The following is a 21,974-nucleotide window of genomic DNA, read 5'->3' on the forward strand; positions in this document are numbered from 1 at the left end:
TCTACCTCCTATCTTATTTCAATTGTTTTTCTAAAGCATACAAATCATCTTCTATATGAATCATTTTTTCATTAATTAAAGTTCTTGCATCACTAATTCCCTGATTATATAGATATGGTCCTATTTCTTTCAGTATAAAATCCAGAAAGTTTTCAGCTGCTAGATTACCAATCTCTTCTGACCTTTCTATTTCAAAGTAATGCTGTATCATGGAGATCATTTGATCCTTTTGTTCCCTCGGTAATTTAGTTGGTTTCATGTTTTCACTCCTAAATGTTAATTTTATTCAATATCATTTTTCACTTATATAGTCTTCGCTATACTTTACTTAGTTCGCAATTGAAGCAAAGCAGTATTTAATAAAGAGAATCTTGCTTTATAAGATCGTAGCATAGCTCACTCTATGTTTTCACTTAAACATGCTGTTCAGTTTATTTACATTTTCCGTCACCATTTCAGGACTGTTGAAATATCCCCTTCTTATAGCCCAGGCAATACTTCCAAAAGCATTATAAAATTCATAGAAAGGCAACAAGTTTTCCAAGTCAGGTAAACTTCTCACCGACTTATATCCGCTTAAAAAGCTCTCCTCAGTGCCCTCATACCTCTCCCATACGTATTTTTTCATTTGAGTAAAATCAACCTCTGCCTGTCCGCCTCTAGAAGATTCAAAATCTATTACACCTACAACATGATCATCCTGCACTAATATATTTCCAGGTCTAAAATCATAGTGACAAACAACAGGATTTACATTTTTGGTCAGCAGCTTCATTTTTTCATTGATAAATTTTACACATTTATTATGTAATTTTCGATCAAGATAACTTTCTGTGTCCTCTATCCAGAGGGTAAAATGTTCATTGATCACATCAGCCCATAAGACTTTTTTATTATCCTCTGTATTTGTTTGATTTATATCTCCATAATAGTCCAAACTCACAGAGTGGATTTTTGCTAAATTTTCACCAAATTCAAAAGCGAGTTTTCGATTTATTGCTCCCTGTGGAGGAAGGCCATCGATATAAGACAATAACATAACATATTCTTCGTCTTCAAAAGTATCAAGAAGATGCGGAACATTTAATGTTCCTTTTAGTAATTTTAATGTATTCATTTCTCGATGATATTTTCTTTTATTATGAGAGATTTTTAAAATCACTTTTTCTCCTTTAGTTAACAGTAACTTTGATACAATTGAACTATAAGATTCCGGTACACTATCGATCTGCAATACTTTTAGATTCATTTTCTTTATGATTTTATTTAAGGTCTGCTTCATAGATCCCCCATTAATTTTTCCAAAAATACTAAATGCAATCGTTCATGTTCTTCTATTACTTTACACTTTTTATATCCTAGTTTTTCATATAGATAAATGTTTTTGAAACTTTTATGACCAGTAAATAATTCAAATCGATTACAAGTTTTAAAATGTTGTTCTATTTCTTGTATTAACCTAGTTCCTATCCCTTGATTTTGATGATCTGGTTGAACAATAATTCTACCGATATAACCTGTATTATCTATTTTATAGCCGCGGATGGATCCTATGATCTTGCCATTTTGTTCAGCTTTGAAAATGGTATGTCTGTTATATTGTTGTGTTATTTCTTCAATCGTTTCCATTAGTGGTGGAATTGTAAAATCATTATATAAAAATGCTTCACTTTGATACGCAAGTTTTTGTAATTGAAGAATTTCTTTTAAATCGTTAAATTCAACTTTTTTAATCATCGGCCTGCACATCCTTTTCAAATTCAACTTTTGTCAACGCTATCATCGTAGCTTTAATTATAACTATATATTTTTTATTTTAAAAGCTACTTATCATTTGATAAGGACATGTTAGTAATCATGTTCATTTGATTAAAGTGAATAAGAATATAACAAGATTAAAAAATGTATGTACTATTTATACGATCTATATCATTACTTTTTCTCTAATTCAAAAATGAACTCATTCGCTTTTCTTTTATTTAATTTATAGTCACCATCTATTCCTAATTTTGTAGTTAATTCTTCAATTCTTTTGATTTGATAGGAAGTAGGAGGTTGCAGTTCTATGATTCTATCATAATTTAGATAGGTTACTTTTGCTGCTGTTTCTGGTGTAAGCAGATCAACTAATTCATATATTGACAGTGCGGCAGCTTCATAACCTACCTCAGACCCTGAATCAGTTGAAACAAAAAATCTCTCAGAAAATTTTTCAATTAAAGGTACGAAGTCTATCAATTTATACCCACTATTTGAATTATATGCTGTAAAACCTGCAAAAAAATCAATATATAAATTATCGTATTTTTTCATAAGCGACTCCAATTGAATGGGAGAAGTATAGACATTACCGTGGGCGAAAACAAAAATGGTTTCAGGGTGGTTTGTTAATGCTTTTTCAAACTGAAACATTGGAGTACCATTTGGCGGATCTATGTGAAGAAGAATAGGTGTTTTATACTGTGCAGCTAACTGATAGATTTCTGGAAGATTCCCATCATACGGATGTTCAGATTTCCATTTTACGTTACTGGCTGGTGAGTATGTTGAAGCAACCATAAGTTCACCAATATTCAAATAACCTTTTTCCAGATTTTCTTTTACGATCTCCAAACCCTTTTCTTCTTCATAAATAGGAACGCCTGCAAAAGAAGGAATAATACGATCAGGCATGTTTTTATATTGGGTCCATGATTTGTTATCTGTACTAATCGCCGCTGGTTCAGATATATTCCCAAACAATACAATTCGATCTAAACCATATGTATCCCAAGTGCTCACAGATATTGATTGAGCATCATGATTATGAACATCAATGACCGGAAGGTCTTTATATATCTCATAAAGTGGCAAACTATCATTTCTATTTTCTCTTATATTTTTTATAAGTTCTATTAAAGACAAATCAGGGTCATATACAGTTTCTGTAATGACCCTTAATTTATTATCTTCTTTTTCTTTTAATTGTTCTTTTTGTTCGTGTTCGGTTTTCAATTCTTCATTACATGCACTTAAAATTAAAACAATGGTTAACAAAGCGATAAAAACACTCATTTTCTTTCCACCCATATTTGCGACACCCCTTAGTTTCTAATTGTCATCTAACGTAACTCCACAAGACAATTGGAAATTTAATACACCCTCTTTAATTTTAAACATGATCAACTATTTATGCTATAAGGTTTACTTTATATTTTTTGTATATATTTCATTATATTTAGATGAAAATTCCCCCTTTATTTTTAATAAATCATTACTGGAGATCTCCAAATATAAAAACTGCACCTTCAATTATTAGGATGATTGTCACTAACAATTGAGGTGCAGATCTTTCTTTCATATTCCTTTAAATTTTCCGATTAAGGTTCAATCCCCCAAACCAGCTGACCATTATAATTTAAGGTCATATGATCCCAATCGTTGAAGGAGGTAATCGAAGCATCAAAGGAGTAGTCATTGGTTTCGTCATAATTGCTCCAGTCTGCTTTATTCGTTCTAGTCTGAACTTCACCGCTTTGTCCTCCTGCTGAAATGCTTCCTGCACCTGCTGTAAAGCTGATTTCCATATAATGATCTGCTTCAGATGTGGCTGAACCTATTTGATGATAGGTTCCATTCACATTCTCACAGCCAACCGTTGCATAATCACAATTAAATTGTTCAGACTGATTCCCCTCTAGCGTGTAATAATAACGTATCGTGAGGTCACTTAGAGCAATGTCCTCAGTTCCAATGTTTACAATATTAAAATGTGGTTTAAATTGGTTATCCGTATCATTTGTGTCCCCTGTTCTATACTGTAAAACAAGGTCGCTTTGGTTTCCTCCTCCACTAGATTGCGGAGTCGCATTCACTTCAGTTGAATTGCTACTTTCACCTACTTCATTTTCTGCACTGATTACATAATAATAGGTTGTATCATTCGTGACATTTGTATCTGTGTAATTTGTAGCCGTCAAGCCGCTCTCAATGGCTGTATATGCTCCTCCCGAACTTGTGGATCGTTTCACGTTATAGCTACCTGCTCCACTTACCGAATTCCAGCTTAAGCTTACCTCTCCATCTCCTGCACTCACCGTGACTCCTGTTGGCGCGGTCGGTACAGTAACTTCACTTTGCGGAATCGCACTCACTTCGGCCGAATCACTACCTTCGCCTGCTTCATTTTCTGCACTGACCACATAATAATACGTTGTTCCATTTATAACATCCGTATCTGTGTAACTTGTTGATGTCAACCCTGTCGCTACCGTTGTGTACACACCCCCTGCACTTGTGGATCGTTTCACGCTATAACTATCCGCTCCACTTACTGGATTCCAGCTTAAGCTTATCTCTTCATCTCCTCCACTTGTCGCAACTCCTGTTGGTGCTGCTGGAGGTATAGGATCTCCACCACCGCTTGATCCACCGGGTTCTACTCCTGAAATCAGCACACCATTCTGATATAAAGTAACCTGATTCCACTCCGTAAAGTCGATTAAGTTGCCATTAAAGGAGTAATCATTCGATTCATTTATGTTGCTCCAATCTGCTTTGTTGCTCCTTGCTTGAATTTCTCCACTTTGCCCCCCAGCAGACAAGCTGCCTGCTCCTGCTGTGAAGCTAATTTCTAAATAATAATCTGCCCCATCAACTGGATTACCCATCTGGACATGACTTCCGCTTACATTGCCGCAGCCTATGACCGCATAATCACAATGAAATTCAAAGGACTGGCTTCCGTCTGCAGTGTAATAATATCGAATCGTCAACTCGCTTAATGGTACAGTACTATTCCCTGTGTTAAGAATATTAAAGTGAGGTTTAAATTGATTGTCTGTCGCATTGGTATCCGCTGCTTTATATTGAAGTTTTAGATCACTTGGTAGTTGAGGGGTTTCATTCACCAAATTAGAGTCTGTTGTGCCCGTGCCATTTTCAGCTGTAACCAAATAATAATAAATAGTACCATTAGATAAACCCGTATCGTTGTAGTTTGTCACTGTTAATCCTGCTGCAAGCTCCATGTAATCTCCATTGCTGGAAGTAGAACGTGCAACGGAATACGTATCTGCGAAGGTAGAATCAGACCATGTTAGGTTTACCGAACCATCACCAGCTTGTGCAGTTAAGGTGAAGGCACCTGGAAGTGGAAGCTGTGGTGTCGCTGTGGCTGTATTAGAATCTGTACTGTCTGCACTGTTGTTGGCAGTGATTACATAATAATACGTCGTTCCATTCACTGTATCTGTATCAATATAACCGTTGGCTGTTAATCCTGTAGCAATTGCTGTATATGGACCGCTCTCCACAGATGCACGCTTCACATCATAATTTGTTGCATCAAGGGATACTGTCCAGCTTAGATCAACATTTGCATTTCCCGCTTCTGCACTCAAAGTAAAGTTTCCTGGAGCCGGAGGTGGATTTGGTATGGCGGAAGCTTCACTGGAATTGACTGACTCCCCAATGTCGTTTACCGCACTTACCACATAATAATATGTTGTTCCATTCGTTAATCCGCTATCTGTATAACTTAAGGATGTTAGACCTGTATCTATGACCGTATAAGGTCCTCCAGAGTCGCTTGATCGTTTCACATTATAAGTGTCTGCACTGATCACGTTGCTCCAACTTAGAGTTACAGTACCATCATCAGAAATCGCACTCAATCCATTAGGAGCACTAGGAGCAGTATTATCAGCAGGAAGAATAGAAGGATAAGCATTTTCCACTAACATGACGAACTGCTCGTGGAACCAGTGACCTGCTAACGGTGCATCAGGCATAGCTCCTGTAGGTACCCCTGCATTGGCACCATCAGTATATTCTGGATCACAGTTTGGGTCAGGATTTTTTCCTTCATCATTATCAATAAACTCACTAGCACCGTCTGATTCTCCTGGAGGTTTCACCCATACAAAGGCATCTAGATGCGTGTTTTCAAATTCTCCAGACGCCACTTGTGGCGGTAATCCCATTCCAGCACCATTAACGTTACACCACAAACCGCGATGATCTCGAAGATCAATACGTCCTGAATCAACATAACTATTCACTGTATCTCCACTAGCTTCAGTTGGTCGATTCTCTCCTCCCCAACCATTACGGGATGTATCAATAAGAAAACCAATATCCTCTGGAAATCCGTTCGCTACGAATGCGTTGTATAATGCTGCTGTAAAGTCGATTTCATCAAAATTAGGGTTCCATTCGTAATAATTTGAGGATTTCAAAGGTTGCCCTCCGACAGTCAAATCTGGATCGGTTAAATATGGCTCTTCAAGTGGAGTATAGTTAGAGGTGTTTGTAATAAATCCATCGATCGTTTGTAATCCATCCGTTGTTCCTTGAACAACATCAGTATACAAACTAACTACTCCTTGTAAATTGTTGTCCCATCCTAACCAACCTGAATGAGCAATATCCATATAAATGTAAACATTATCTATAGAATGAAGTTGATCAAGTGCATACTGAGTTGCCTCTACTTGAATACCACTAGAGTTTGCTTCAGCACACTCTGGGTCACTTAGGTTAGTTACTAGATTAGGTAGTCCATCTGGCTCAATGACCGTTACAATTCGAATATCTTGATACTTAGGGTCCGAAAAAACGGATACAATAGGATCAATGTATTCTGTTTTATATCTCTGAAGTCCTTCTTCTGATAATGGAAGCTCACCATTGGAAGCTAAAGCAGCGCAATCTCGACCTGGCAGATCATAAATGACAATCGTAGCTGTAATTGGGGTGTTGTCTTGCTTTTGTGCAAGTGCATCATCCAAATGATCAGCTAAACTCTTACGTCCACTGTTCTGATCTCCACCATGAATAGCAGCAATGCGATCAAGCCAAACGGCAGTAGGGTAGGATTTTATCGTTTCCATTCTAGCTGCTAATTCACTGTCATTAACAAGAGCTATAGAAGAATCTATTAAATTAGCATAATCAGGATTCACATAAGAGGTGGCACCTTCAAATGGATTATCTACATGTGTTTCACCATAAACTATTGAAATAGATTTAGGAAGGACACCAATAAATAAACTTAATATTAATATGATTGAAAGTATGAGTAAAATATTTTTACGGTACAAATTTTTATAACTCATCATTTTCACTTCCTCATTTTATATTTAAGACCATTTATTTTATTATGTGCATACTCTATGATGCTTCATTTTTATTTGGTAGGCACTCAGACACACTGAGTGCCTACCACCAAATTTCTATTTAAGGTTAAGGTTCAATCCCCCAAACAAGCTGACCATTATAATACAAGGTCACATCATCCCAATCGGTAAAGGACGTAATCGAAGCATCAAAGGAGTAGTCATTGGTTTCATCATAATTGCTCCAGTCTGCTTTATTCGTTCTAGTCTGGATTTCACCGCTTTGTTCTCCTGCTGAAATGGTACCTGCTCCTGCCGTAAAGGTGATTTCCATATAATGATCTGCTTCTGCCGTAGAAGAAGCCATTTGATAATGAGTTCCATTCACATTCTCACAGCCAATAGTGGCATAATCACAGTTGAATTGTTCCGATTGATTCCCATCTAACGTGTAATAATAACGAATCGTGAGATCACTTAAAGCAATGTCCTCAGATCCATTGTTCACTATATTAAAATGGGGTTTAAATTGGTTGTCTGTCGCATTGATGTCCCCCGATCTATACTGTAAAACAAGATCGCTAAGGGTTCCTCCCCCACTAGTTTGCGGAGTAGCACTCACTTCGGCTGATTCACTGCCTTCTCCTGCTTCATTTTCTGCACTAATCACATAATAATAAGTCGTGCCATTTGTAACACCTATATCTGTGTATGTTGTACTAGTCAATCCACTTGAGATGATTGTATATACTCCTCCTTCAATTGTGGATCGTTTCACGTTATAACTGTCCGCTCCACTTACTGTACTCCAGCTAATGCTTACCTCCGAATCGTCTGCACTGGCTGTCACTCCCGTCGGTGCTGCTGGTACAGTGACTCCACTTTGCGGAATCGCACTCACTTCGGCTGAATCGCTACCTTCGCCTACTTCATTTTCTGCACTGATCACATAATAATACGTTGTATCATTTGTGACACCCGTATCTGTGTAATTTGCAGAGATCAATCCACTCGCGATGGTTGCATACACTCCTCCTTCAGTTGTGGATCGTTTCACGTTATAACTGTCCGCTCCACTTACTGGATTCCAGCTTAAGCTTATCTTTTCATCTCCTCCACTCGCCACAACTCCTGTTGGTGCTTCTGGCGATATTGGATCACCACCGCCCGATCCATCCGGTTCATTTCCTGAAATTAGAACACCATTCTGATATAAAGTAACTTGATTCCACTCTGTAAAGTCGATGAAGTTGCCATTAAAGGAATAATCATTTGTTTCGTTTAAGTTGCTCCAATCTACTTTGTTGTTCCGTACTTGAATATCTCCACTTTGCCCCCCAGAAGGTAAACTGCCTGCCCCTGCAGGGAAACTAATTTCTAAATAATGATCTGCTTCATCTACAGGCGTATTCATTTGTACATGAGTACCACTTAGATTACCACAGCCAATGACCGCATAATCACAATGGAACTCAAAGGACTGGCTTCCATCCGCAGTATAATAATAACGAATCGTCAGCTCGCTTAATGGTACAGCGTTATTTCCTGTGTTGACAATATTGAATCGTGGTTTGAATTGATTATCTGTCGGATTTGTATCCTCTGCTTTATATAGAAGTTTTAGGTCACTTGGCAATTGAGGGGTTGCACTCACCGAGTTAGAGTCTGTTGTGCCAGTGCCATTTTCAGCTGTAACTACATAATAGTAAGTAGTACCGTTGGATAAACCTGTATCATTGTAGTTTGTCACTGTTAATCCTGTTGCAAGCTCAATGTAATCTCCATTACTGGAAGCAGAACGTGCAATGGAATACGAATCTGCGAAGGTAGAATCAGACCAAGTTAGATTTACTGATCCATCGCCAGCCTGTGCATTTAAGGTGAAGGAATCTGGAAGTGGAAGCTGTGGTGTCGCTGTGATTGTATTAGAATCTGTACTACCCGCACCGTTGTTTGCCGTGATTACATAATAATACATCGTGCCATTCACAGTATCTGTATCAAGATAACTATTGCCTGTTAATCCTGTAACTATTGCTATATACGGACCACTCTCCGTTTCTGCACGCTTCACATCATAAGCTGTTGCATCAGAGGATACTGTCCAGCTTAGATCGATATTTGCATTCCCTGCTTCTGCACTCAAAGTAAAGTTTCCTGGAGCTGGAAGTGGATTCGGTATGGCTGAAACTTCACTGGAATTGGCTGACTCTCCTATGTCGTTTACCGCACTGACCACATAATAATAGGTTGTTCCATTTGTAACAGATGTATCTGCAAAGCTGTTGCCTGTTACATTATTAGCTATGGTTGAATAAGGACCACCAGAGTCAATAGCACGTTTAATATTGTAGCTATTCGCATTAAAGACGCTGTTCCAGCTTAAAATCACTTCACTTTCATCTGCTACCGCTGAAACTCCCGTTGGAGCATTCGGTACAGTTGGTGTCGTATCCCCAATTAAACGATCAAACTCCGCATAAGCCGTTGCCATATCCACCTGAGACCAAAATCGATGATAAGTAAATGTAGGTTTCCCATTTTCCCATGTTTCGGTAGCTGGATTCCAAGATGTGTTGTATAAGTTTTCTAAATAAGTCCAACTCGGATCGTTTTTAATTTCTGGGCGAAGCTCATGATAACTAATATATACACCATCTCCGCCCTTACTCGGATCTGAAGGAACACCGTCTGTTCCAGGTATTGCATTTCCTTGACCAAACATCCCATCCCATCCATCAGGGAAATAAATTTCTTTCTCAAAAAAGCGATAGTAATCTGCTCTTTCCTCTGGTATAGCGATTCCTACACCATCATTAAAATTCCATGCTGTATTTAATAATTGCTCTGCCATTTCCTTTGCTTGATTTCCAAGTGCCGGATAATCTCCATATTGTGCTTTTGTACCTGCTGCATAAAAAGTCAACGCTTTAATGTAATTTCCTAAAACCCCTACATCTTGACTAGCACCTTTAGCAATAGCATGATAATCAGGATTTCCAGTAAAGTTCTCATATCCTTTCCATGTATCTGGTTGACCACTCCATTCTTGACCACCTAAAATATAAAACTGACCTGGATCAGAAGTAGTCGCTATGTCAGGATTTAATCCTCCTAAAATCGGATTCCCATTACTGTCAAGAAAGTAACCATCATCATCTGTCATAGGTTTTTCATTTACAAAAGTATAATCAATAGACCAGTCAATCCATTTATCAATCACTTCTTTTGCCATTTGGAAATTGGCTGAACTCGTATCTCCACTTTCAGCTAATATATAGTAATATTCTGCAACCCGCTCAAGCGGCCAAGTTTGGAAACCAAACCAAGTATTCGAAGGTGGATCATGATAAACCGGATCTTCATCGTATGCTAAATTATAAAAAGTACTCACTCCAGCTGGATAGCTTGAGTAATCTCCACCCACACTATTCGTAGCTCCTCCACCTATGCCGCCTTCCGCAGTCATTAACCAAGTATAAAACTCCAATTGACGTGTTAAAGATAATTCCCAATCTTCCTGAGCTGTTGCTGATTCAGGAATTAAACCACCTTCAGAGAGTGCATAAGCTGCAACGGTATTTTGGTAAGCTTGATGTGCATGGCTTGAGCCTATTCTCCATGCCCAGTTGCCTGATCCCATCTCACCAAGACCACCGCCCCATGAAGTGTACCATGACATCAAATAGTGACTTGCATCTTTACCTGTACCTGAACTTGGCGTTCCATCTGCAGCACTTCCAATTTCTTGAAAGTATTTATCATACATACCATAACGCAAATAGTCACCCATCTTTTTCGCTTTATCTAAATAGGTTGGATTATTATATCCCATTTCTTTAGCCCAATACATAACTTGAACTGCACGAGCATCTGCATCTGTAGCTGCTGTATACCTCCACTGTGGAGAAGGGGCAGCACCATCATCTACAAATAAAGAAACAAAACCTTCACCTGGTTTACCAAATGAAAAATCATCTTGTGAAGGATGGGTAACAGCTTCCCAAACGGATTCTTGCTCACCTCTTTGGAATGTATTTACATAAGTTGCAGTACGCGAAGGATTCAATGTGTTGCCGTAACCATACCAATCGTCTACATCCAATATCCAATGCATCAAATATGTTTCATTGTCCCCATAAGTTGCAGTCAATTCCGCATCCAATGGATCAGCTCCAGTCTGAAGAGAATTTCCTAATGAACTAGGGTACAGATCTGGATAAGGATGTTCAGGTGCATAAGTAGCAGGATTAGACGGGTTATAGTAACTCATTGTTGGCTGTTCCTCTACACCATCTCCTTCATTAATTGGTAATATATACGTTTCTAAATTATCCCAAGCACTCTCTAACGGAATCCAATCTCCTGTAAAATAACCGTATAACGTTTCCAACCACAACCAATAGCTGTATGCTTCAGAGGTTGTCATATGCCCATAATCTGGTGCTTCACTTAACAACGTTTGTATTGAATGATATGGAATTCCCTCTGGTGAGAAGTAACCATTATTCGGATCCTTAATTTGATCATACATCGTTAAAAATCGTGCTTTATTTTGAGACATATTTCCAGGCTCTTTCGGTGTAGCTAGAACTTGAGTTGAGTTATTCGACTCTCCTACTTCATTTAAAGCACTTACTACATAATAATACGTTGTTCCATTCGTTAAACCAGAATCAGTATAAGTAGTAGCAGTTACATTATCCGCGATGGTTTGATATGGTCCACCTGAAACCGCTGCTCGTTTTACAAAATAAAGATCTGCTTCAGACACACTATTCCAGTTCAACGTGACTTCTCCATTCCCTATCGATACACTTAATGAAGTTGGTCTATTTGGTTCTGTTGGAATATCAGGTTCACTTAAATCATCTTGTGTATCATGTATATATTGAGAAATCCATACAAGCGGTGCATTCCAATTAATCGTATTTTCTTTTGATGCCCATGCACTAGGAGCTGTATCCTTATCTGCATACGATTTCGCAGCAGGAAGTCCTTGTGGTGTTGCGGGATCATTTGAATTATCATTGTTAGGACCTCCTGACAACCAACCTTTAGGATATGGAGTACCTCCTTGATATTTCCCCCAAGCCCAACGATCATGGGTATCTGTTTCAAAAAATTCACCGTAACCAGTAATATAAGAAATCTTCATCGCATTGTTGCCCATCAGATAATCCATTGCTTTGTGAATGCCTTTTAAATAATCAATATCTCCGCTAACATCATAAGCAACAGCCATAAAAATCATACTATTTACAATAAATGAGTTGGAACCCCACGGATAAGTTTCACTGCCAGACAAAGGAACTGGATAACCTTCTGTATTTATTACATTTAAGTAGTTGTTATTTACATGTGTTAATAGATTATGTTCCATCTCTGTAGTATCTTGTGCTGGCAAATCATGGTTGGCACTTAGTAACGATAATGTACCTGCCCCTGTAACCTCTTGCCAATCAAAATGACTTATTTCTTTATAGTGCTGAGAATTCTGTACAGCAGATTGATAGGTCTGCTCATCACTATCCCCTAATGCATATGCAGTTAAATATAACTCCACTGCTGCTGCATATTGATCATCACTGTTTTTCGTATCCGGATAATCACCTCCACCTACAGCATCCCCTGTACTTTCTGTGTAATCCACATTCTGGTTTGCTTCTGCTCTTATCCATGCTTCCTCTGCCGTACTCCACAATTCTGAAGCATAAACAGGGTCATAAATATGAAGAAGTCTAGATAAGTGTGCTAGGTTTCGAGCAACTGCATAGGTAGCATTCGTAGAGGGAGGCTGTGCAAACCTTGCTTCTCCATTTTCCCCAGCTATATTCGTTAATGGGAATGCACTCCAATTGTCATTGTGAACTTTATGAGAAGCTAATCCGCCTGAAGCTGGCAACATGCCTTTCATAAAAGTTGAACCAAAATTAACTTCATCTAAGATATCTGGAATGCCATTTCCGTTCTCAGGGATATTTAATGATCCATCTGGAAAAACAGAGGGATAACGTTCTAATAAGTTTAATAAAGTCCAAGCGGATATCGCTTGATTCACAGAGTAAATGCCAAAATCACCAGCATCCGCCCATGATTTTTGAACATTTAACACATCTCCATTACACCAATTATTAAAACAACTAATATTGTTGTCCCCAGGATGTAATGCAGGATGTGCAAAGACTGGATTTGTCAAATATTGAGCCTCAATATCCGTACCCATTCTATGAAAATAAAAATACTCCATTGCTTCTTTTGCAAGATTAGGATATAAATCTGTTCCAATTTTAAAAGTGACGCTCTCCCCAACCCCTTCTACCCACAATGTATAATTTCCTGAAGTTGTTACCGAAGAAAAATCAGCATGATGAACAAAATCACCAGAAGCTTGATCATTTCCATATACAGTAGTAAATCCATTTGCCATTGTATTTCCAGTGCCTAGTTCTCTTAACTCCCAATTGAGGGATGATGTGGAGCTATTAATTACTGTTGCAACCTTATCCACATTTTGTAAATAACCAATCTGATTCACACGTACATTTCCAGTATCAAAATCTGCATATGAAAGCGGCAAGTTATAAGAAGACAATACAAGAATAATCGCTATGAAAATAATAAATAATTTTTTTCCCATATTCCATTCCTGTTATTAAGAACATAAAGGGATTTGATTGATATCCTAAATTAATCTTCAAAAAATAATATATGATTACAAGAGATTGTTTAAATTCTATGTTCCTTTCACAGGAAACCTCCCTTCTCAAACAATATTTAAAACTTAAATTTAATGGCTGTTTTATATTGCTTTCAATCCAAAGGATATTATGGATGCTCAATCACGAGCATCCATACGATTTAAGGTTCCAATCCCCACACTAATTGACCATTTTGATACAGTGTAACGTGATCCCAATCGGTAAATTGGGTTTTAGTGCTGTCAAAAGAGTAATCATTCATTTCGTCAAAGTTACTCCAATCTATTTTATTGTTACGAGTTTGAATTTCCCCACTTTGTCCCCCAGCCGCAATGCTTCCAGCCCCAGATGTGAAGCTAACCTCTAGAAAATAATCAGCTCCATTTGCTGGACTGATAGATACATAATTACCATTAACATTTCCACAGCCAATCGAAGCATAATCACAATGAAATTGCTGCTGCTGATTGCTGTCTATTGAATAGTAGTAACGAATCGTTAAATCACTTAGAGGAACAGGATTATTCCCATTGTTCACAATATTAAAATGTGGTTTAAAGTGATTATCAAATGCACTTGTATCCCCCGCTTTATACTGCAATACTAAATTTCCAATTGCAGGTGCATTTGGAGTCGCTTCTACAACATTTGAATCGATGCTTCCAGCACTGTTGGATGCAACTACTTTATAATAATAAGTTGTGCCATTTGAAGCAGTCGAATCGACAAAAGAGGTAGTTGAAATTTCTGATGTCAGGCTATGAAATGTTCCATCCTCTGAATTTGACCGCATGACTTCATAATGGTTTGCATAAGAAGAAGCAGTCCAACTTAAATCTACCTGTCCATCACTAGCATCAGCCGATAATGTGAAAATTCCCGGTAGCTGCAACTGTGGTGTAATCTGTCTCTCATTTGACACTGCTGTCCCTGCATCATTAATTGCAACAATCTGATAATAGTACGTGGTGCCATTTACAACGTTGTTATCTATGAGATCTCTAAACGTTATTCCATTTGCAATAGTTGTATAAGGCCCCCCGCTTTGCTCCGCTCTTAACACATCATAATTCACTGCATCATTGGATGCACTCCAACTCAGCTCGACCTGAGCATCACCTGCCGTAGCCGATAAAGTAAAAGCGCCTGGTTGTGATAAAAATGGGGTCCCTTGTACTTCAGTTGAATTTTGGCTTTGTCCAGAACTGTTGGAAGCACTAACCACATAGAAATATGAATTGCCGTTGATTAGACCAGTGTCTATATAACTATTATTTGAGGTTGAAGCAACATTCTCATATGGACCTCCACTAACCTCAGCTCTTTGAATTTGGTAACTGTTTGCCCCTGCTGAATGATCCCAACTTAAAGTGATTTGCCCATTTCCTTCCTCAACTAAAAGAATTGTCGGAACACTAGGAGGAACAGCAGGACCAGGCTCATCTCCAAATACTTTCAAACCTGCATCATAAACTGGAATATATGGTGTTTTCACAACTGAAGTTGCAGAAGCTAATCCTTGGTATGAGTAGTCATTGTTCGGATTCCAAAAGGATGTTCCAGAAGGGGCTGCCATTCTAAATTGCACTTCTTTTTTATACGCTGACTGACCTCCAGGATATATCTCTACACCTGTAAAATCAATTAAGACATAATAAATATTGTTATCAATATCATAAGGAATAAAGTTTGAAACCGTTGCTCCTTGATTATATGCATATGAAGTAGTTAAATCGTTAACGGTATATCCAGCTTCATACACTTCTGTTAAATCCACAAAATATTTGAAGGATAGTTTATCTCCCATTCTTGCAGGCCAACCTGAACGATTATTTAATAGAGCTTTAATCTCTGTGTATGTTTCTGCTGAGCTGTTTATCGAAGCTTCTACAAACATTTCATCCTCACGCACTTCTGGTGTGGGGAAATTAGGCAAAGGCTCTTGTCCTGCTCCGTACATTATATTCATCTTAGCAATCGCACCTGTAAAACCAGCGTTGTAATCTGTAGCTACTTCATTACTTACATAATCTCCTATAGAATCAGTATAATTGTCACCTTGATCTGGCCCTCCAACTAAAGCCCCATACAACACATGTCTGTGATTTTCTGGTACAGATTGACTATCTGCCCATGAACCGTGTGAAGTTCGATGATGTGGATGCTCTGGTGGATTATTCCCAAAACCAATTACATAACTTCGATTGTCTGGATTATCTCCCAACATGTATAAAATTTGACTTTCTGCAAAATCACGATATTTTTGAGCTTTTACTGGATCACTGGCTTCCAACCAGTCAGAATATACAAATGCTATAAAGGAAGCATTTGCAGCATATCTTAAAACACCCCATGTATCTAACCAAGCTAATCCACCAGGTGTATAAGTTATTTGCTGTCCAGTATCTGTTCCTGTAGTCCAGTAATCTAAATTCCGTTCAGTTGAGGTCATAAATTGACTATCTCCAGTAATTTTAGAAAGCAAAACTTGAGCCCCATAATGCTTATCATCCCAAGCCTGTGTCCATAAATAACCCCAATAAGGTGTTTGACCTTCAGTCCCCCAATCCGCTGTAGAAGCAATAGCTTTATCTAAATAAGCTTCATCATCCGTAGCTAGGTACAACCAAACAGCTCCCCAAGTAATCTCATCCTCATAACCGCTCCATGAGTTGTAAAAAGAGGCTGCATCTGTAATGCAATCAGAGTACTTTCCACGATATTGATCAGCAAAATCGTATAACTGAATCGCATGATCCAATAAAGTGGCTGCATAAGTTGGATCTGTATCTTCAAAAATAATAGAGGATGCGGCTAACGCAGCTGCAGTTTCTCCGGCTAAATCTGAACCTGGACAGCTTGCATCAATTTTGTAGGAGGGACGCTCCATCTGCATCACTTCTGCTGGCCCCCACCAAGCATGATCCACTCCACCTGCTCCAATTTGACCATATAATTCATTAGGTGCCGTATGAGCTTTGATAAAATAATCAGTTGCCCATTTAATATTTTCTAATATTTCTTCATATTGGCCTGCTTGTATGTATCCATCCTTATATTCGTAAACTGACCAAGCCAACATTGTTGTTGTGGCTGCCATAGGAAAACCAAATTTCACATGATCCCCCGCATCATACCAGCCTCCTGTTAGATCAAGTCCAACATCTGCACCATCATTTAAACCTGAATCTCCACGCCATTCCACCCGATTATTATCAGGCAATACACCAGAACGCTGTGCTTCGTAAAAATAAATCGATTTTTGCAGTACTTCCGCATAATTATATGAATCGGATGCGGCATTCACTTTTTTACCTATTAGAAAATTTTCAAACATTCCAGAGAACAACACTAGAAGTGACAGAAAACAGATACAAATGATTCGAACTACTTTCATCGCATTTTCTTCCTCCTTATGAAATTTTTCTGAAACAAATGATTCATTTCTACCATTTTCACCTCCCATATCAGAGTAAATTACTTTTACGTATAACTTGATGCTATGTTGAAAAGAAACACAATACAATCTATATTCACCCCTGATTCATTTATTCACAGGAGTTCATATATAAGCGTTTAATGTTAATCAAACATAAGGATAAGGAAAATAGAAAATTTACAAGATGAATTTAAGGTGAGATTGAAAGTTTTACATTTATGGAACTAAATATTTTGAATTGTATTAAATGAGTGGAAGCTCTACTAGATGAGTATGAGTAAATAACAAATTAGTAGAAAGGTCGAAGTAACTAAATGATGGAATCAATACATTAGAAATAAATACTATATTTAATTAAACAATACTAGATTTTTCCTTTTTTGTCACTATCTTATTTTCATTTTACATAAAGATTTCAAATCAATATTTAACCTATATATTATTAAGGCAGTTTTTATATAAAATTGGGACAACATACCTATTTACTATAGATGGAAAATATCGTAATATATTTCTAATGTTATGTTGTTATAAATAACTATAATAAATGGTCTGTTTAAGTAACTGCTGCACTTTTTCTATTTTATATAAGCTGAGGTGATTGTTATGAATGAAGTCTTAAAACTAATTGAAAGAGATATTAGAACCAAAAACAAGTTCATGTTTATTATCTTTACAATTATATGTATTGTTGCGATATTGAATAATTTTATGACTGAAAATACCCTATTATCTTATTTCCTTCTTAGTAGTACATTAGTATTAAACATTGTTTTGTTTCAATTTTATAAAAAATCTAAAAATCAATTTAGTTATGCCTATGCAGTTGTTGTACTATTCTTTGTGCTTGTTGTCGTTTCAATTACTCTAATAAAACCCTCTATTACTACTATGGTTGCAGTATACATTTTTCTTATCTTTTCAGCTATACATTTACATAAACAAATATTTATTGTTGGAAGTATCCTCAGTGTCATAATCATGATCATTAATGTCATTCTTGAACCAGAAAACGAAACCTTTTTCTTGCAAAATTATACTACTTTGTCTCTGGCCCTTGTTATTATCGTACTTTTACTGGGGTTAGTCATACACTTAGGTTCGAAGCAGTTTACAAACTTAAAAGCACTAACGCAATCTCAAGACGAGGCTAAAAAAAGAGAAAAACGGAGGATAAAGTTTGAAAAAAATATTAGGTCGGTATTAAATCATCTTGAAGACATATTCCAAAAAATCAACCTGAACCTCCAAGCTCAGAATGAGATGAATATAGCTTTAAAGGAAATATCATCTAGCAGCGAAAAACAGAGCAACCATATTCATAATATCGTAGGACAAACTAAAGAAATTAAAAAACTATTTGGAAATGTCCACCATACGTCTGAAGTTGTGAAAAAAGAATCGAAACAAGCACAGCTAAGAGCTCAAGAAGGAACTGATAAAATGAATGATTTAACACTAGGTATAAATCATTTAACAGATATCGTAAATGAAGTGCTTATTACTTTTGAAGAGCTAACAGAAAAAATAAACGATTCACATGAATTAACTGATCTAATCAAAGCGATTACTTCCCAGACCAATCTACTAGCTTTAAATGCTTCTATAGAAGCAGCTAGAGCAGGTAATGCAGGCAAAGGATTTACAGTCGTTGCTCAGGAAATGAGAAAGCTAGCATCTATAACAGAAAAAACAGCCATTAAGATTGAAAATAATTTAGCTTTAATTAGGGATAGCAATTCTCTTGTAAAAGAAAAATTGAATATTAGCAATGAAGAAATACAATCCCATAGTGAATCTACCGAAACGACCACTATATATTTTAATAAAATCAATGAGTCATTCCAGCAGCTTAATATACATATGGAGAATTTAACTGGTTTTTCAAGTGAAGTAGAATTAAAAACACAAGCAGGAGACCAAGCTATTGATGAATTTGCTGCATTGATAGAACAAACAAGTGCTAGCTTGCAAGAGGTAGCAGCATCTGTTGAAACATTAAACTCAGATAGTATAAATATTGTAGAAATTTTAAATGAAACCAATGGAAAAGTGAGAGAGATTCGTGAGGAGAGTAATTTTATGTGACATGAATCTTAGCAAAAATACAAATCTCTTTTTGGATACAAAACAAATAAAGTATTGGAATTGAAGAATATTCTTCAGTTCCAATACTATCTCTTATCTATTGTAATATGATTTTGATTCTAATAGAAAATATAGCGTTTGTTTTCTTTACATTATCAAAAGCTTTATTCGATTCGCATTTTTTTATCTTCATGTGGTAGTAATTCACAGCTAAAAATATGCCATAAATTTTCATTTAAATATATTTCTTCTTTTTTACTTTTGCTAATAGAGCTAGCTTTTTTTCCAAATGTCTCATTGGATTTTCAGCATAATTAAAGTAATTTACAATAACATCTTTACTCTTCATCATATCTTTAAAATCATATCTAGTTTTAACAGCTTCAACTATTTCACCAATTCATAAAATTTTGCATATTGTTTTCATCTCCATGACAATCGTTGTACATATCTTCTAATTGTTCATCTGACCAATCTGGGTGCATTTGCTTGAAAAAAGAAAGTACCTCATCAAAATTAGTAATGCTATTTTCTTCTTGATCAGTCCCATTAGCATATATTGTGGTTCCAATGCTAAATACCATGATAACAGCTAAAATCAATATCCATCTTTTTTTCATCTTAAACACCTCACAATGTATTTATACAGATAATTTAACAATAAATTATGCAGATTCTATGTGGAATGTTTGACGAAATTATAAACAGTTTCTTCTTTTTGTTCTAAAAATAATTCTATATCTTCTACACTTTTACTTTTTCTTAATAAATTCATTAAATAAAAAATAGCACTACAATGAGCGCTTTTTTTCAACTTAAGAAAACAATGATTTAAGTTCTAATTATTTTTCAAATCCGAACATAATCCCCACGCCAATTCTGCACGGATCTTTTAATTTGCTTACTATCTAAATTCTCCTTCACTGCTTTTTCACATAAAACTGGAAATTCTTCATCACTTGCAAACCTTAGAGCAATAATCTGACTCATCTTTAAATTAGGATCTAACAAGCGTCCAGTAAGAACATAATGTCTCAAATTTTCTTCTGAGCGAATCACTCGATCCTGCAACTTGTTAGAATATAATCGAACAAGTCCAAAAACGATAAAAAGCCCAACAGCTCCCCCAACCCAAAGAAGTGAAGTAGAAATATTTTCTCCAGAAATAATGGATAAAACTAAATGAATGATCGTTCCTATAAATGCTATAAACACAATAGGTGCTCCGACATAATGATACACGGGATGCATTCTTACGTGATTTTTATAATTTTGTTCAGTCAATTCTATCTCCTCCTTTACTTAACACTTTCTACAACAGTTAATTTATTCCTTTATAATTTTTGCTTTTAACAAAAATATCCTTCGATCATACTTATGAATCGAAGGATATTTACAGACTAAATTTTAAATAATTTCATAAAATCATGCACAGCTGTTTCTTCTAATCTCTTTTGATCCATGCAAAGTGCAACAATTGATTCTACTCTTTTAGCTGGGAATCTAGTCGCTAAATTTTGTTCAAACTTTTCTACTAGTTTTGGTTTCGCCTCATCACGTCTTTTGCGGTGACCAATCGGATATTCTACAGCGACCTTATCCGTTGTGCTCCCATCTTTAAAATGAACCTGCAAGGCGTTTGCAATGGAGCGCTTATCCGCATCCAAATAGTCCACACTGTATTGCTCGTTTTCCTCTACGACCATTTTCTCTCGTAAAGCATCAATACGTGGGTCCACTGCGATTTCTTCTTCATAATGCTCTGCAGTTAAATCACCAAAGATCAACCCAATCGCTATCATATATTGCAAGCAGTGATCCCGATCAGCCGGATTTTTTAGCGGTCCTTTTTTATCAATAATTCGAATCGCAGCCTCATGCGTGTTAATCGTAATCTTACCAATGTCATCCAATCGATCCTTTACTTCATCATGTAGTTTTAATGCACACTCTACAGCGGTTTGCGCATGAAACTCCGCCGGGAAAGAGACCTTAAACAATACCTGCTCCATCACATAGGAATCCATAGGACGAGCAAGGGTGAGCTGCTCTCCTTTAAATAAAACATCTTGGAATCCCCACTTTTCAGCTGTCAGTGCAGTGGCATATCCCATTTCTCCTTTTTTTGCAATCAAGGACAACCATACTGCTCTACTTGTCGCATCTCCTGCAGCCCAAGATTTTCTTGAACCTGTGTTTGGAAAATGACGATAGGTTCGAAGGCTAGCATTATCAATCCAAGCATTTGAAACCGCATTCATAACTTCCTCTAAAGTACCACCTAACATCGCTGCAGCTACCGCCGTGGATGCCACCTTCACAAACAGAACATGATCCACTCCCACTCGATTCAAACTGTTGTCTAACGCTAAAACACCTTGAATTTCATGCGCTTTGATCGAGGCGGTCAACACATCCTTCATCATCAGCGGTTCTCTTCCTTCTGCTAGTCTCCCACGACTCATATAATCTGCCACCGCGAGAATCGCACCTAAGTTATCCGAAGGGTGTCCCCATTCTTGAGCTAGCCAAGTGTCGTTATAATCCAACCAACGGATCATCGTTCCAATATTAAATGCCCCTTGAACAGGGTCTAATTCAAACTGGGTACCCGGTACACGAACACCATTTTCTACTGTTGTCCCTGGT

Annotated in this window: 11 protein-coding genes and 2 pseudogenes; 1 reads left to right on the plus strand and 12 read right to left on the minus strand. The window is 37.0% G+C overall.

Translation table 11 applies throughout. The features are described 5' to 3' along the window. Positions 1-13: 13 nt before the first annotated feature. The 9 genes and pseudogenes from Q5Y73_RS16840 to Q5Y73_RS16880 all read right to left on the minus strand — a co-directional run bounded on the left by Q5Y73_RS16840 (position 14) and on the right by Q5Y73_RS16880 (position 17,135). On the minus strand, positions 14-259 hold the full coding sequence (locus tag Q5Y73_RS16840; protein WP_305993088.1) for a DUF2164 domain-containing protein: 246 nt from the start codon (positions 257-259) through the stop codon (positions 14-16). 150 nt (positions 260-409) lie between these two features. Beyond that, positions 410-1,282, minus strand: a complete 873-nt coding sequence (locus Q5Y73_RS16845) for a phosphotransferase (protein ID WP_305993089.1) — start codon at positions 1,280-1,282, stop codon at positions 410-412. Continuing rightward, positions 1,279-1,737 carry a GNAT family N-acetyltransferase gene (locus Q5Y73_RS16850; RefSeq protein WP_305993090.1) on the minus strand — a complete coding sequence of 153 codons (459 nt, stop codon included), beginning with the start codon at positions 1,735-1,737 and terminating at the stop codon, positions 1,279-1,281. The genes Q5Y73_RS16845 and Q5Y73_RS16850 overlap by 4 nt, the downstream gene beginning before the upstream one ends. A gap of 195 nt (positions 1,738-1,932) precedes the next feature. Next, positions 1,933-3,054, minus strand: a complete 1,122-nt coding sequence (locus tag Q5Y73_RS16855) for an amidohydrolase family protein (RefSeq protein ID WP_305993091.1) — start codon at positions 3,052-3,054, stop codon at positions 1,933-1,935. A gap of 305 nt (positions 3,055-3,359) precedes the next feature. After that, complete coding sequence (locus tag Q5Y73_RS16860) at positions 3,360-7,097, minus strand: cellulose binding domain-containing protein (RefSeq protein WP_305993092.1); 3,738 nt, start codon at positions 7,095-7,097, stop codon at positions 3,360-3,362. 127 nt (positions 7,098-7,224) lie between these two features. Beyond that, complete coding sequence (locus tag Q5Y73_RS24900) at positions 7,225-9,075, minus strand: cellulose binding domain-containing protein (protein ID WP_371320226.1); 1,851 nt, start codon at positions 9,073-9,075, stop codon at positions 7,225-7,227. 141 nt (positions 9,076-9,216) lie between these two features. Beyond that, positions 9,217-11,685, minus strand: a pseudogene (locus Q5Y73_RS16870) (glycoside hydrolase family 48 protein); the annotation flags it as partial. A gap of 321 nt (positions 11,686-12,006) precedes the next feature. Continuing rightward, positions 12,007-13,737: pseudogene (locus Q5Y73_RS16875) on the minus strand (glycoside hydrolase family 9 protein); the annotation flags it as partial. Positions 13,738-13,958: 221 nt separating this feature from the next. Next, entirely contained in the window at positions 13,959-17,135 is a 3,177-nt protein-coding gene (locus tag Q5Y73_RS16880; protein ID WP_371320227.1) for a glycoside hydrolase family 9 protein, read from the minus strand. Positions 17,136-17,843: 708 nt separating this feature from the next. On the opposite strand from Q5Y73_RS16880, the gene Q5Y73_RS16885 reads away from it, so the two are divergent. Then, the gene (locus tag Q5Y73_RS16885; RefSeq protein ID WP_305993094.1) at positions 17,844-19,325 is read left to right on the plus strand and encodes a methyl-accepting chemotaxis protein; all 1,482 of its coding nucleotides are present in this window, start codon (positions 17,844-17,846) and stop codon (positions 19,323-19,325) included. A gap of 392 nt (positions 19,326-19,717) precedes the next feature. Here the strand turns inward: Q5Y73_RS16885 and Q5Y73_RS16890 are convergent, their stop codons facing one another. From Q5Y73_RS16890 to Q5Y73_RS16900, 3 genes are all read right to left on the minus strand, one after another. Then, positions 19,718-19,945: a CUE domain-containing protein gene (locus tag Q5Y73_RS16890; RefSeq protein ID WP_305993095.1), complete on the minus strand. Its 228-nt coding sequence runs from the start codon at positions 19,943-19,945 to the stop codon at positions 19,718-19,720. Positions 19,946-20,174: 229 nt separating this feature from the next. Next, positions 20,175-20,609: a DUF6526 family protein gene (locus Q5Y73_RS16895; RefSeq protein ID WP_305993096.1), complete on the minus strand. Its 435-nt coding sequence runs from the start codon at positions 20,607-20,609 to the stop codon at positions 20,175-20,177. Between the two features lie 116 nt (positions 20,610-20,725). Beyond that, on the minus strand, positions 20,726-21,974 hold a 1,249-nt coding region (locus Q5Y73_RS16900), incomplete at its 5' end, for a bifunctional 2-methylcitrate dehydratase/aconitate hydratase (protein ID WP_305993097.1).

This window comes from Chengkuizengella axinellae, assembly GCF_030730905.1.
Taxonomy (GTDB): Bacteria; Bacillota; Bacilli; order Paenibacillales; family KCTC-33759; genus Chengkuizengella; species Chengkuizengella axinellae.

What these genes read in the sequence shown, in the direction of transcription:
- Q5Y73_RS16850 (WP_305993090.1), bottom strand. Translation starts at nt 1,737, where the DNA reads ATGATTAAAAAAGTTGAATTTAACGATTTAAAAGAAATTCTTCAATTA.
- Q5Y73_RS16845 (WP_305993089.1), bottom strand. Translation starts at nt 1,282, where the DNA reads ATGAAGCAGACCTTAAATAAAATCATAAAGAAAATGAATCTAAAAGTA.
- Q5Y73_RS16840 (WP_305993088.1), bottom strand. Translation starts at nt 259, where the DNA reads ATGAAACCAACTAAATTACCGAGGGAACAAAAGGATCAAATGATCTCC.
- Q5Y73_RS16890 (WP_305993095.1), bottom strand. Translation starts at nt 19,945, where the DNA reads ATGAAAAAAAGATGGATATTGATTTTAGCTGTTATCATGGTATTTAGC.
- Q5Y73_RS16860 (WP_305993092.1), bottom strand. Translation starts at nt 7,097, where the DNA reads ATGAGTTATAAAAATTTGTACCGTAAAAATATTTTACTCATACTTTCA.
- Q5Y73_RS16855 (WP_305993091.1), bottom strand. Translation starts at nt 3,054, where the DNA reads ATGAGTGTTTTTATCGCTTTGTTAACCATTGTTTTAATTTTAAGTGCA.
- Q5Y73_RS16885 (WP_305993094.1), top strand. Translation starts at nt 17,844, where the DNA reads ATGAATGAAGTCTTAAAACTAATTGAAAGAGATATTAGAACCAAAAAC.
- Q5Y73_RS16880 (WP_371320227.1), bottom strand. Translation starts at nt 17,135, where the DNA reads ATGTTTGAAAATTTTCTAATAGGTAAAAAAGTGAATGCCGCATCCGAT.
- Q5Y73_RS24900 (WP_371320226.1), bottom strand. Translation starts at nt 9,075, where the DNA reads ATGTATTATTATGTAATCACGGCAAACAACGGTGCGGGTAGTACAGAT.